12 protein-coding genes and 3 tRNA genes are annotated in these 12,999 nt (G+C 39.2%); 5 read left to right on the top strand and 10 right to left on the bottom strand.

The features are described 5' to 3' along the window. The first annotated feature begins 425 nt into the window (after window positions 1-425). A complete protein-coding gene (locus AACU33_RS21845) occupies window positions 426-1,367 on the top strand; it encodes an ADP-ribosylglycohydrolase family protein (protein ID WP_096590637.1) in 942 nt (313 codons plus the stop codon). A gap of 81 nt (window positions 1,368-1,448) precedes the next feature. Here AACU33_RS21845 and cutA read toward each other — a convergent pair whose 3' ends face one another. The 4 genes from cutA to AACU33_RS21865 all read right to left on the bottom strand — a co-directional run bounded on the left by cutA (window position 1,449) and on the right by AACU33_RS21865 (window position 4,562). Further along, window positions 1,449-1,778 (bottom strand): divalent-cation tolerance protein CutA, encoded by a 330-nt coding sequence (gene cutA, locus AACU33_RS21850; RefSeq protein ID WP_096590638.1) that lies wholly within the window; start codon window positions 1,776-1,778, stop codon window positions 1,449-1,451. A gap of 5 nt (window positions 1,779-1,783) precedes the next feature. Beyond that, entirely contained in the window at window positions 1,784-2,860 is a 1,077-nt protein-coding gene (locus tag AACU33_RS21855; protein ID WP_096590639.1) for a transposase, read from the bottom strand. A 21-nt stretch (window positions 2,861-2,881) separates the two neighbouring features. Further along, window positions 2,882-3,739: a hypothetical protein gene (locus AACU33_RS21860; RefSeq protein ID WP_096590640.1), complete on the bottom strand. Its 858-nt coding sequence runs from the start codon at window positions 3,737-3,739 to the stop codon at window positions 2,882-2,884. 163 nt (window positions 3,740-3,902) lie between these two features. Next, window positions 3,903-4,562 (bottom strand): Npun_F0813 family protein, encoded by a 660-nt coding sequence (locus AACU33_RS21865; RefSeq protein WP_096590641.1) that lies wholly within the window; start codon window positions 4,560-4,562, stop codon window positions 3,903-3,905. A 356-nt stretch (window positions 4,563-4,918) separates the two neighbouring features. Between AACU33_RS21865 and AACU33_RS21870 the strand changes: the two genes are divergently transcribed. Both AACU33_RS21870 and AACU33_RS21875 read left to right on the top strand, forming a co-directional pair. Beyond that, window positions 4,919-4,991, top strand: a tRNA-Arg gene (locus AACU33_RS21870). Window positions 4,992-5,063: 72 nt separating this feature from the next. Next, window positions 5,064-5,213 (top strand): hypothetical protein, encoded by a 150-nt coding sequence (locus AACU33_RS21875; protein WP_339376201.1) that lies wholly within the window; start codon window positions 5,064-5,066, stop codon window positions 5,211-5,213. Window positions 5,214-6,374: 1,161 nt separating this feature from the next. Here AACU33_RS21875 and AACU33_RS21880 read toward each other — a convergent pair. From AACU33_RS21880 to AACU33_RS21905, 6 genes are all read right to left on the bottom strand, one after another. Further along, window positions 6,375-7,313: a hypothetical protein gene (locus tag AACU33_RS21880; protein ID WP_096590644.1), complete on the bottom strand. Its 939-nt coding sequence runs from the start codon at window positions 7,311-7,313 to the stop codon at window positions 6,375-6,377. Window positions 7,314-7,423: 110 nt separating this feature from the next. Then, entirely contained in the window at window positions 7,424-7,618 is a 195-nt protein-coding gene (locus AACU33_RS21885) for a hypothetical protein (RefSeq protein WP_339376202.1), read from the bottom strand. 675 nt (window positions 7,619-8,293) lie between these two features. Further along, window positions 8,294-8,365: transfer RNA gene (locus tag AACU33_RS21890), tRNA-Thr, on the bottom strand. A gap of 85 nt (window positions 8,366-8,450) precedes the next feature. Beyond that, window positions 8,451-8,536 (bottom strand) — tRNA-Tyr (locus AACU33_RS21895). A 108-nt stretch (window positions 8,537-8,644) separates the two neighbouring features. After that, window positions 8,645-10,465 (bottom strand): ABC transporter ATP-binding protein, encoded by a 1,821-nt coding sequence (locus AACU33_RS21900; protein WP_096590646.1) that lies wholly within the window; start codon window positions 10,463-10,465, stop codon window positions 8,645-8,647. 95 nt (window positions 10,466-10,560) lie between these two features. Continuing rightward, window positions 10,561-11,349: a DUF6816 family protein gene (locus AACU33_RS21905; RefSeq protein WP_445291763.1), complete on the bottom strand. Its 789-nt coding sequence runs from the start codon at window positions 11,347-11,349 to the stop codon at window positions 10,561-10,563. A gap of 556 nt (window positions 11,350-11,905) precedes the next feature. On the opposite strand from AACU33_RS21905, the gene AACU33_RS21910 reads away from it, so the two are divergent. Then, window positions 11,906-12,445: a GTP-binding protein gene (locus tag AACU33_RS21910; RefSeq protein ID WP_096590647.1), complete on the top strand. Its 540-nt coding sequence runs from the start codon at window positions 11,906-11,908 to the stop codon at window positions 12,443-12,445. 65 nt (window positions 12,446-12,510) lie between these two features. Beyond that, a complete protein-coding gene (locus tag AACU33_RS21915) occupies window positions 12,511-12,969 on the top strand; it encodes a roadblock/LC7 domain-containing protein (RefSeq protein ID WP_339376203.1) in 459 nt (152 codons plus the stop codon). Window positions 12,970-12,999: the final 30 nt, after the last annotated feature.

Here is a 12,999-nt window from a genome sequence, read left to right on the forward strand (position 1 = left end):
CGTGTCATTTGTTAGCGCTTAGTTGTTGCAATTATCTAGCGTAATTACTCATGACTTTTGTCATAGATTGCTTGAGCGCTGACACTTAATAATGACTACTCAGTAAATCAATAGTTCCCTTGTGCGCGAACCTTGCTACTAAACACTTGGTCTAATTGATGTTTACAAATTCAAATATTTCAGCAATCTAAGCTTTAAATCCAAGAGCTATAATTACGCCCTAGTATTGTGTTATCCGGTATTTTTTACTCAAATGTAGACGCTTTTCAAACTGGCACAATAAATAGTAAGAGAAAATCATCTATTAATCTCATGCTGAGAATATTTCTACCCTGGATGAAACAGTAGGTTGTAGCAGCTATTGCAACAAGCTTGAGGGAGAATCTATAAAGTTAAATTTTGGAGACTTCTATGGAGACTGAATAATGCTAACCGCTGCAAAAACGTTATCTGGATTGATGGGTTTATGTATCGGTGATGCGTTGGGTGTACCAGTGGAGTTTACTAGCCGCGCTGAACGAGTTAAATCTCCAGTAACGAAGATGGTGGGGTATGGCACATGGAATCAACCACCAGGAACTTGGTCTGATGACAGTTCGTTGACGTTTTGCTTGGCAGAGAGTCTTTGTAGAGGCTATTCGTTGGATGCTATAGCCAATTCTTTTTGGCGCTGGTACAAGGAAGCTTACTGGACTCCCCGTGGCGAACTATTTGATATTGGCAATACCACCCATGCAGCGATTATGCGCTTGAAACAGGGTATTTTACCTAGGGAAGCGGGTGGAAAAATTGAAAATACCAATGGCAATGGTTCGTTGATGAGAATTCTGCCAATGGCTTACTACCACAAAAGCTTGAGTTTCGCGGAATTAATTGCGCGGGTACATGATGTTTCGGCAATTACCCATGCCCATGCGCGATCGCAAATGGCCTGTGGTATTTATATTACGATCGCTGCTGCCCTGCTAGAAGGGGCTGATCCGCACACAGCTTATTTACAAAGTTTAGACAAAATTCACACAATTTATTCTGTGCGGGAATATTTGTTAGAAAAACTCCATTTTGCCCGCATCTACAGTGGTGAAATCGACAAGCTACCAGTGGAAGAGATTAATTCTGGTGGCTACGTAATTGATACCCTAGAGGCATCGCTATGGTGTTTGTTAAATAGCTCATCTTATTCTGAGGCTGTACTGAAAGCTGTGAATTTAGGTGGCGATACCGACACCACCGCAGCAGTGACTGGTGGATTGGCAGGAATTTACTACGGGGTGGAGAATATTCCCCAAGCATGGATTAATCAAATTGCTCGCAAACAAGACATTATTAACTTGGCAACCCGTTTTGCTGCTGCTGTTTATCGCTAAATTTGCCACAAAATTATTTAATAAATCACCCCATCTCCTAGAAATGTAGAAGATGGGGCAGTATTTTTGATGAATTACTTACTACTCGCCCTTGACTTGTTCAGAAATCCATTGCAGGTAGGGTTGAGAACCCGCAACAATCGGTAAAGCAATAATTTCGGACACTTCATAAGAGTGTATTTCCCGAATTTTGGCTTCTAAAGTGGGAAATTGCGCCAAATCAGTTTTAATTAGCAACTGCCATTCATCTTCTTTGTGCTTTTTCCCTTGCCAGGTGTAAATCGAGTGGATTGGCAACAAACTCACACAAGCAGCAAGTTTAGCTTCCACAAGGGCATTTGCGATCGCTTCGGCCTCTTGGACGTTAGCAGTAGTTACCAATACTACACCATAGCCAGTAGGTATATCCATAACATCTAAACCGGAGATAAGGAATACACCTGACCGTCAATCAACAGACGCGTGATGCCTTTAGCTTGGAGATGAGTCCGAGCCTTGTGCAGCATTTTACTATCTGGCACTTTAATCACGCGATCGCGCTTGGTAGAAAAGCGCTTGGCTACGCGGTGATTATCGAACACTGGTAGAGTTCTTTGCTGAGTTTCCAAACTAGGAATTTGCCCCAAATCACCAAAGTCTCTCAGCGGTCGGGTAATTAATTCTGAGGATCTGTCGATCACCAAATAACAAGTTTTGGGCAAGTGCGCTGAAGACAATGGCAACACCTGAACTGGTGCTTCACCTCTACGTCTGGTAACTAGAGGTCTTGGCTCCTCAAAATCATCTTCCTCATCCTCATCCTCGAAGTCATCTTCTTCGTCTAAATCGTCCTCTAAATCGTCCAAATCCTCTGACTCATCAAGCAAGTCTTCACCAAGCATTTGGGCAAAGACATTGGCTTGTGAAGGTTCATCATCCAACAAGGGAGGAGAAATGCTCGGAATTTCTGTCCGCTTGGGAATAGGAACGCTATTGACTTCCGGTGGCTTAGGACTAGGAATACTGACAATTTCCGGCAGTTTCGGACTGGGGATGCTGGGAGCTTCCGATGGCTTTTTAGGCAAAATTTCCAGCTGCTGTGCTGCTGGAGGCTTCGGTTTTGCCTCTGCTGAAGAGCGCCGCCGCACCCGTCTGATAGCGGGAGTTGATTCTCTACTATCTTCGTCTGGGGACTCTGCTACGACTGGCTCAGGCTCAACCTCAGGTAACTCCAAGGAACGGTTATCGCTGCTGGGAATTTCTTTTTGTGGTTGTGACTGACTCAACAGCTGTAACTGCTCATAGTTTACCTGCGCTCTACCTTCAGGAGTTCTCGCTGCACGTTTTAAGGAAACGAGGTACTCGTACTCGTCTTCTGGCAGAGTACTTTTGAGCAAACGGCTAATTGTCGAGTTACTCACGTCATAGCGTTCCGCCAAAGTTGAGGTGGTTTCGGCAGTTTCTCGATATAACTTCAGAATTTCTTGTTTGTCAGAATCAGTTAATTTTCTCACGGTAGATACCAAAAATCTTTTCTAAGCTCGTTTTTTTCCTCGCTCCCGCCGCGATCGGCTTAATGATGCGTCATATTCTAAAACAGCGCCCATGCCGAAGAGAACTCCACTCCAAACCCAAAACACTTCTAACATTTCTCCACTTTGATAATTGGGAATCGAATTCGTGGCGTATTTAAACCACATATCTGCAATGTAGAGCGAAAAGGCTGCGGCTGCAATCATTCTCCAAGATTGGGCAACTCTTCCACCCCAAAAGGCTAATAGTAAAGTGGTGGCAATAATTAAAATAGCTACATCGCTAACGACATAAAACCAATTCAAAACAGTGCCTAGCAAATCTAAAGATTTTGTTTGTTGCAGAGAAATCCACCAGGCTAGCAAACTCCCAAAAACGCCAATGGCTAAAACAATTAGCCATTGCCATTTTTCGAGATTGATTCGCCTATGAGCCGCTGCCATAATCATACCTGCACCAACAAACAGATAAGTTACTACAAAAAACACATCACCAATAGAAACATCCGGTTCTTCTTTTAAGATTATTTCCGTATAACCGAAAAATATCCCCCCTAGGAAATAAGACACCATACCTATGCCGATAGCGAGCCAAACATTTCGCCCACTGACGATTTGTGGACTACGCCAATTCCTCAAGCATAAGATACTGGCACCCAGGTAAGCTAAGGCTTCAAAAATATTTGTACCAATTACATACCACTCGGCTCGGCTTTCTATGCCATCTGGCCCTGGAACTTTAGCACTAAACAATAAAAAGTATAGCAGTGCCAGTACAGCCCAGCCAATGCCAAGCAAGACGATGTTGCCTGTTGTGAAAATAGATTTAGAATTGTAGGATTTTTCGTAAGAGGTACTCATAGGACTTGACTATGTAAACGCACTTTGGCAGTATTTTGACGTGCATGACTGTGTGGGAAGCAGTTTATCTGAAAACCAAGTAGTCAATTGCTCTGCCAAACAATACACAATCAGATGCCTAGAGCAACTATCCGTGGCAACAGTTTTTCCCACCCTGTCTATGCTATTGCCACAGTTTACTCATTGGAGATTGATTTAGCCAAGTGATAAACAGCGATCGCTCTCCATCTGGCATATCTTGTAATCTATCGACTACTGGATGGGCAAATTTAGCATTGCCAAAATAGGTTTTTCCTAGCTTATGGAGTTCTTGTAAAAAGATAACCACATGATTTTCTTGCCAAGCAGGTAGGCTGGCTGTATCTAGTGGATCTTGCTTGAGCAAGTATTTGACTGCTTCTGGTGTAGAGGCTTGCGGTAGTTGCTTTTGCCGCAATATTTCCGCCAGATCTTTTTCAAATAAAGCTGCTTGCCTAGCACCTAAAAAATCTTCAATGTCTACATACACAGCTTGCAACAGCAAAATACAGCCTTGAGTATAAACTCCTGCTTTGCCGTGACCACCCGTGTCACTACCTAGCTGCTCTAAGCGGATTTTACCCCAGACGCTATAGCGATCGGGTTCTTCCAGCAAAACACAGGCTTTACCCCGTTGATCGGTTAATTCTCTCCACAAGGCTCTAGCTTCTTCCTCTTGGCTAGCTTTAAAAACACTAATCAAGCGAAATGTTTGCCCCTGATAGTGGAGGACTGGCATTGGCTGATCCCGCTTCGGGTGCTGAATGCTTGATATTTCTACATCCTGCCGTTTGAGAATAAACATGGCACTAGCAAATAACTCCTCACAGGGGCGTTCTCAATATGCGATCTATAATCCGATTTGACAGCATCGCCAAGAGTGCGATTACCTAGCATACTGTAGACCTTGACCTCGCGATCGCAAGAGGCTAATCTACAGTACCCCGCCCTAACGTGATTTATATCAACACTCAAATAACCCATTGACCACACAATCTATCTAACAAATAGTCCATTTATTTCGTTTTTAGCGTACATTGACTAACCAGCGACTAGCATCTTAGCCTTCCTACCAGGAAATCTGCAATTTTCAATTGCTTCTTGGTAAGGGAAACGATATAATTGGATAGATGACTCTTTTTGGAGCCATAATATTGTAGTGGGCGCGTAGCTCAGTGGATAGAGCCACGGATTTCTAATCCGTTGGTCGCAGGTTCGAATCCTGCCGCGCTCGTTGTCATTAAACACAAACCCCTGAAGCAAAGCTGTATGATATTGCGATTGCAGCATTGATTTAGGGTGCGTTTTGCTGCATCATACTAAAGATAAAGGTAGTATTGCTACTACAAAAGCGATCGCAGATCTAACCTTTCAAGGTAACTTAATTCTCATACCAGTAGTGTGTGAGCATTTACAATTTGATTTTGTTGCTTATCAAATAAATTTTACAAACTAAGCTAAATATGCAAGAGACAACCAAGTAGCCAATAAGACTATCTGGGTAGATAACAATGGTACTTATCAGAAAAAATATCAAGCTGAAGACTTTGATTTGTATGCTGTTTATCTACTTGAATCGATAAAGTTGTCTATCCTTCAGAATAATAGTTGAACAGCAGACAATCTAAAAGTTATGAGTAATTATTAGCCAAAATAGAACAGCAAAGTAGCTTGATACTAATTGGTTTTTTCGGATAAGAAAGATTTTTAAGTTCATTTTTATGATAAATAAGTATAAGTACTTAAGATAGAAACAAGTGGAAATTATGTCTTCTATTTTTTTTGGTTTGGCTTGGGCATTTCAAGGATTCCTTCTAGGAGGTATTATTCCATTAGTATTTTATTTAGTACTCAGCACATTTTCATACTATGTAATGCCGAATTTTAAAATCAATAGATACATAGATAAATACGTAGAGCCTATAAAAGTTATACAGGTATCTGCATTAATAGGTACTGTATTCGGATTTTTCTTTGGTTTTACTTACTAATCTAGTATATAGATAAATGAGCCAAGTAGTTTATATTACTTAGTTTGTTAGTGGATAAATGCAAAAGGTAAGGCTGCGCAATCTAGGTTGCGCAGTAAGTAAACATTTCAGTAGCGTGTGTTAGTGCTGTGCAAAGATTTCCGAGTTTGAACGAGTGAGGATTAGCCGTAAAGCACCATATTTATAGAATTATAGAAATGGTGGATCAGGATTGTAAAAAAAACTTTTATTCTAGCATATTACGGGTTAAAAATCATCACGTTTTCTTGAATAGTCTTCATGCTTTTCAGTGTTTTTTCGTAATATGTCTTGTTACAATATCAATGTTAAATCTAAGATTTGTACTTAACATGTATGAATCTCTTACCTTAAAAGTCATGAAGTCTCTAGCTGGAACAGCCTTTAGTCAAGGAGCAAAAGCAGATAGACGAACTAGTTCACGATTAAAAAGATTGTCAATTTTTATACTTAAACTTAAATCCGAATCTGATTTACAGAAAGATAAAGTAAGGTCTAAGCTAAGGAAATTCTTTAGAAAGTAGGTGATTTAAACAATAGCTCCTATCAGTTGTAATGATTGGTAGGAGCTTTTATGTGGTGCGACTCATCAATGCACTATAAACTATTCAGTTAAAAGAATCTAACTTTGAAATCAAAATTTTTAAAACAGTTAAGCATTCATAAATCTTCCTATTTCCAGAAAATTGACTTTGTTTTTTAATTAAAAATTCTTCAGCTTTTTTTAGATATTCTAAAGTACGTCGGTCTAACAGTTTTATGGTTTTAAACTTTCTTTTAAAACATTCTATACGATATTTTTCAATTTCTTCATCAGTTATTTCAATTTCAATATCATCAAAAGATTCATAATTTCTCTCATTTCTCTCAGGTAGTCTTGTTGCTTTATGATTTATTTCATCTTTCCCAGTTAGAATTTTTTCTTCGCTATATAGATAATCAAATTTAAAATATTCAACAACTTCGTCAGCTATTTCATTTAGAGTATATTTACCATTATATAGATCATCTCTATCTAAATAATAAAGATCATGTCTATGTTTTTCAGTATCATTCCAGGTAGCCAAATCATCAGCTTCTATCTGTGCTATATAACCTAATGCTTTATCTTCAATATATTTGTTAATGACTCGTGAAATCCAACTAACCTTTGTATCATTATCATAATGAATAGCGCAATCTAATAAAGCACAATTTTGTTTACTGATTGTTATATAAGTAATGGAGCGTTTTAGTAGATAACGGTCTGATAAAGTAGGTGGTAATGGACTAATATGTAATTCAACTAGAGGTTGTTTATATGAAGTTAAAGCTTTCATACCTCTATCAACAACAATTTTTCCCCATTCACTAAATGAAATATTACGTGATTGAGCATCTTTTTTAGCTAAATCTAAATAATATTCTCTATTACAATCTATCCAGTCACACAAATATTCTGTTATAATTCTTTTTTCATTATCACCACTTGATTCGAGAAACTTATCAATAAGTTGGTAATAATCAATTGGCAGACAGTAATAGCCTAGATGGTATTTAATACTCACAGATATCACCTATTCAAATTTACACAAATGCTCAAAGTATTAAATTTATAAATATTTTGAGCTTATATTTCTTTTTTCTTACTATGCAGAGATTGCCAAACCAGTACCTATTAAATAAGAATTTCGATTACTCTAATCACCCTACCTTCCAGCACTTCAACATTAACTCTCTTAATACCTACTTTTTGCGATGCAGCATATCCAGCACCATCTCTTTTCACTACACAAAATTGATAACCTTTACCCTCAACATATTTTCTAGCGTCATCTTCTTCTCTTCCTTCTATATTTGCGCTATTTATCATAATTTCTCTCCTATTTCCATAAAGTATTGGTCTTATAGTACCCATTCCAAAAATATAAGTTCTAAGGTTTTGAAAATTTGCTAAGGAGGTACGACCGAGCAATTAGGCTGAACAGCATTGCCTCTCAAAACCAAAGCACCGCAAGTAGTTTCTAGCTACTAAAGTCTTTTCATTTCTTGTTTCTGTTTAATAAAAAGGGTTTTTACAGCCAAAAGAAGCACGTAATACTGCAAATGTACCCTGAGTACTTAAAGCTATGCTCAATAGTATGATATGTGACTTATATAGGGCTTTTATAGTTATTAAGTACTAGCCGCATTATAAAAAGCTATTGTTTAAAAGTTAACTCACCATTTGTCATAAGGTAAGCTTCAGCACATATATAGGAATACTGACTGCTACAAACCTCTATAACAGGTCATATGTTGCTTTAGGTTGTATTACCTGAGACTGAAAATAGAGGCATTAGAGGAAGCCATATAAGGGCTTCTTATCTAAATGGTTATAAATCTATAAAGGAAGTTTTTATATAATAAAATTTTATTAAATAAACTTAGTCTGATAAACAATTCTGTTATGCAACTTCTATGCAACTTCATTGACGCAAAGCGATACTGATAGAGGACAGCCAATTTATGCAAATTGTTAAAACTATTGGTTTTTCGTTCTTTAAAAAGCCCGTGACGAGGATTGAACTCGTGACCTCACCCTTACCAAGGGTGTGCTCTACCACTGAGCCACACGGGCAAAATTGAACTTTTGCTTTTAGTTAAGAGTTATAATGCTGCGAAATCTACCATTTACTCAGCGATTATAACTCATAACTGCGAAGTGGTGGGCCGGGCTGGATTTGAACCAGCGTAGGCGTAAACCAACGGATTTACAGTCCGTCTCCATTAACCACTCGGACACCGACCCATTTGTCTCACGATTTACAATCTTAACAGCAAGTTTTAGAAATCGCAAGGGGTTTTGAAAAATTATTTTGTAGAAACCGAGTTTTTTAGGAAACTCGGTTTCCCTCGCCTAACTCAGAAGTTCACCTGTTTCTTGCAAGGAATGCAAGCGGCGGTAAATACCCTCGTGGCGCAAAAGTTCATCGTGGCTACCGACTTCCACAATTCTTCCTCGATCTAGAACGACAATCTTGTCAGCCTCCCGCACTGTACTTAGACGGTGAGCAATGATGATTGTGGTGCGAGTTCCTTGAATCGATCGCATCGCTAATTGAATAGAACGTTCAGACTCGTAATCTAGGCTGGAGGTAGCTTCGTCGAAAACTAGCACGTCTGGTTCTACCAGCAACGCTCTCGCAATTCCCAAGCGCTGTCTTTGTCCACCAGATAATCTCACACCACGTTCGCCGACAACGGTGTAATAACCTTGGGGTAGGTTTTGTACTACTTCATCGACTCTGGCAATCTTACAGGCTTCCTGAACCTGCTCAAAAGTGGCGTTTGGTCTGCCATAGGTAAGATTGTCTAACAATGTGCCGTTGAAGACATCGACTTCTTGGTGAACGATCGCTAATCTTCTTCTGTAATTACCTACATCCAAGGTGCGAATATCTTGACCATCAATCAGAATTTGACCTGATTGGGGTTCAAAATACCGCAGCAATAGCTTCACAAAAGTAGACTTACCAGAACCAGAACGACCAACTAACGCTACTGTTTGGTACGGTTCAATCAATAAGTTGATATCTTCTAAAACTAGACGGTTGGCATCATACCCAAAACTTACGTGAGATAACTCTATTTTTCCAGTAAATTGATAAGGTGATGCTGCCTGATTTTCTACGTTTAATAAACCATCTGCATCAGATCCAACTGGCTCTTGCAAAAATTCGTGAAACCGGAGCATCGAAGAATAACGACGGGCAAAAACTTCTGCCAGGTTACTGATAGGTTCCAATTCAGCATAAGCCATGCTAGAAAGAGTTAAGGTCATGACAAAATGACCAAGGGAAATCTTACCGCCGACGGTTGCTGCTAAAGTTAAACCCAGGATGGTAAACACACAAAATTGAATTAAAGCTTTCTGCCAAGTCAGCAGGTTAATATAACCTTTATGGATGCGATAATCAACTACTGTTAGCTCTCGATCTAATCGTTGTTTTTGCCGCTTTAGTTCTTTTGCTTCTGTAGCAAATGCTTTCACGGTTTTGATATTAGTGATCAGCTCGGAAGTACGACTTTCGGTGTTTTCCATGTACTTATCCAAACGGCTTTCGTACCAAATCAGCCGTTTTAAATCTCTCAAAGTAAAGCTGAGAATAATTACAAAGGAAATGAGATATAAAGTTGCAATCCGCCAATCAATTAACAAGATGATCGCGAAAATTCCCAGAACTCGCATTAGTTTGGGAATTAACTGTCCGGCAATTTCAGGATATGTCCACGTGTGGTTTGCAACACCTCTTGCTACTCTACCAGCAATACGCCCAGGATTATTTTCATCATAAAATTCTAGTGGGAGAGTAAGAATTTTCGCGATGGCTGCTTGGCTTTTTTCTCGACGTGCTCTTAATGGTATATCCCAGTGAAACCAATTAGTTAACCAAGGTTGTGTTGGCGCTTTGACAACGGTGACAATAAAAATGATGCCCAGTAAGACACCCAAGGATAAGTGTTGATTAACTGGGTAATTAATGAGGCTAGAAAAAGTTGCGATCGCACTTTCCAATGGTTTGTCTAACGGTTGACCAGACAAGACATTTAAAATTTGTCCAATGGCATAAGGTACAACCAAATCAATAATTTCGTAAATGCTGGATGCTGCAATACTGAATATACTCAGCCCCCAGTAGGGACGAAAATAATGTAAAATATCTCGAAATTTGGCCATGATGCACTCTTTCCCAGAGCCTATGCTTTGAGCTTGGAATCTTTATACTACATACGTATTACATTGTAGTCAAGCTCTATCGCTCCAAATCATCCTTAGGGAGTAGTTAGCAATTGCGAAGGAAAAAATTCTAGGCGATAGCGATAAAGCGCAACGGGTTTAGAGCCTGCTGTAAAGTAATCTGGATCTTGAGGTGAAAGGTAAACCGCAGTAACTTGATCCGCTTCTATGGCTGGATGAGATGTAGAAAGTTGGTGGTAGGCTGTTGTAGATTCTACAGTGTTGAAATAAGGGCGAGAACCACCTTTAAACAGTTGTTGAAACACTTCTGTGGTGATGAATTTTCCATCGGAAGTAGTTTCTGTGGCGCGTGCGGTAACAACAGAAACTAGTTGCCGTTCTCCACGTAATAAAGTAATTTGGCGATTAGGCGAATTGGGATCTACTTTTACAGATAGCACAGTTTCATCTCCTAAATAAGCCCGTGCCAAATTCAAGCTATTAAAAGCTCTATCAGCTATTAAAATGTTTGCTTTGTTATCTATCTTAGGGAGGATTTTTAATCCAGATGTAGGCAATTTTTCGGGAATAAATCTGACTAAAAAACTTATAGGTTGATTTAGTTGTTTGCGGTTCGCTTCAAATCCAGGTGTAACTATATCTGGTGCTAAAGGTGCAACTAAATCTACTAATTTACTTGTAACCTGCCAATTACCTGCCATCCACTGAGGATAAGCTAAATCTCCTGAAGCCGATTGCAAGTCCCTTATTTTTTCCCATTGTGGAAAATTAGCCAACTTTTGAGACAATTCCCCCGCAGTTGCATTCCCATTCCACCCAAATAGCAACAAAGCCATCAAACACAAATGCCAAATCACCTTCATCGCCAGCAATTTATTGTTTAACAAGTAAAAATTTATCTATAGAACTATTGTGTTGCATTTTTTTGACAGTGCCAATTTGAGATTTTGTAAAAATTTACCACGAAGGTAAACTCTCAAGTCATCAATCTAAAATCCTGTTAGTAGTAGGCTCAAATGGCAAAAATGCAAGCAAGTATCAATCATCAGTTTTCAGACAAGTCACTATGCATATAGTTAAGCAATTTATCTAGTATTATGTAATACATAAATTTATGTACAAAAAAATAATGAATTACTGTTTGAAAAGTAAATTAATAATAGTGTACAATCCGTTAAAATACTGATCGACTAATTTTCGGGTGCAGAATACCTGGTGCAATTGCTTTGTGAATTGCATCATTGCTGAAAATATTTACTACCAAAATTCTCAAAGCAGACTAGAACTACTGATGTGCTTCCAGAATATATTTGCACTCTTGATATCAGTGTGGGCAATTCCTATTGTTTTCACGCTTATAGAAGGCAGCTCTTTTATTATCCCAACGACTAGAGAAGTATTATCCTTGCGGAGGTTGAGATGGAAATCCTACGCATTGCGATCGCAGGTAGCGTAGGTGCAGGGAAAACGAGCTTTATTCGCAATATCAGTGAAATTGAGGTCGTTGATACCGATAAAAGAAGCACAGATGAAATAGCGCTATTCAAGGATAAAACCACGGTAGCGTTGGATTTTGGGCTGCTTACCATAGTACCTAATCAATTACTTTACCTTTACGGCACACCAGGACAACCCAGATTTGACTTTATGTGGGACATCCTGATTCGCCAGGTTCAAGCTTGCATCGTACTTGTAGATGCGCACCGCCCAGAACATTTACACTATGTAACTCAGATTCTCAACTTTTTTAACCAAAGGGTGCAAATTCCCATACTGATCGGGCTAACTCATATGGATTGTCCGAATGCGGGGAAACCAGAAGATATTGCGATCGCTTTAGGATTGCATAATTCAAATAAAAAATCACCCCTCATCGTTGTGAATCCTACTCAAAAAGCTTCAATTATTGAGGCTTTAAAGGTACTTATCTCCGAAATGGTAAAACCTTCAATATTGTAGTCAGCAGATAAGCCTCAATGCATTTGGGCAATATCCTCAAGCTACTTCCAAGGAAATTTAGCCAAATGTTTGTGAATGGCAAAACCGCAAATTTGCCAATAGATTCCCAGACAAACGATCGCCAATTTTTACCAACAATTATTCAGGAAAAACCCATGATTAACATTTCAATGTTACAACAGGTTTTACAAGAATTTGTTAGCGGCACACCTAATATTCAAGGTGCAGCTTTAGTCAGCCCTGACGGTTTAGCGTTAGCTTCGGTACTACCTGCTGAGATGGATGAAGACCGGACTGCGGCTATGTCAGCAGCTATGCTTTCCTTAGGCGAACGTATAGGTAGTGAATTAGTTCGCGGGACTATCGATCGGATTGTGGTTGAAGGTGAAAAAGGCTTTGGGATTGTAGTTAGTTGTGGCCCCGATGCTGTTTTATTAGTGTTAGCTAACGCTGCTGTTAAACAAGGCTTATTATTTCTTGAAGTTAAACGCGCCGTTGCTCAAATTGCGCCTTTAATGGCTTAGTTAATCAATTTTGTATTTGGAATTTTAGAT

The sequence above is a fragment of the Calothrix sp. NIES-2098 genome (assembly GCF_963875125.1).
Taxonomy (GTDB): domain Bacteria; phylum Cyanobacteriota; class Cyanobacteriia; order Cyanobacteriales; family Nostocaceae; genus Aulosira.

Excerpts from the sequence above, each read along its gene's own strand:
- AACU33_RS21845 (WP_096590637.1), top strand. The coding sequence starts at position 426 with ATGCTAACCGCTGCAAAAACGTTATCTGGATTGATGGGTTTATGTATC.
- cutA (WP_096590638.1), bottom strand. The coding sequence starts at position 1,778 with ATGGATATACCTACTGGCTATGGTGTAGTATTGGTAACTACTGCTAAC.
- AACU33_RS21860 (WP_096590640.1), bottom strand. The coding sequence starts at position 3,739 with ATGAGTACCTCTTACGAAAAATCCTACAATTCTAAATCTATTTTCACA.
- AACU33_RS21865 (WP_096590641.1), bottom strand. The coding sequence starts at position 4,562 with ATGTTTATTCTCAAACGGCAGGATGTAGAAATATCAAGCATTCAGCAC.
- AACU33_RS21885 (WP_339376202.1), bottom strand. The coding sequence starts at position 7,618 with ATGATAAATAGCGCAAATATAGAAGGAAGAGAAGAAGATGACGCTAGA.
- AACU33_RS21900 (WP_096590646.1), bottom strand. The coding sequence starts at position 10,465 with ATGGCCAAATTTCGAGATATTTTACATTATTTTCGTCCCTACTGGGGG.
- AACU33_RS21905 (WP_445291763.1), bottom strand. The coding sequence starts at position 11,349 with ATGAAGGTGATTTGGCATTTGTGTTTGATGGCTTTGTTGCTATTTGGG.
- AACU33_RS21910 (WP_096590647.1), top strand. The coding sequence starts at position 11,906 with ATGGAAATCCTACGCATTGCGATCGCAGGTAGCGTAGGTGCAGGGAAA.
- AACU33_RS21915 (WP_339376203.1), top strand. The coding sequence starts at position 12,511 with ATGTTTGTGAATGGCAAAACCGCAAATTTGCCAATAGATTCCCAGACA.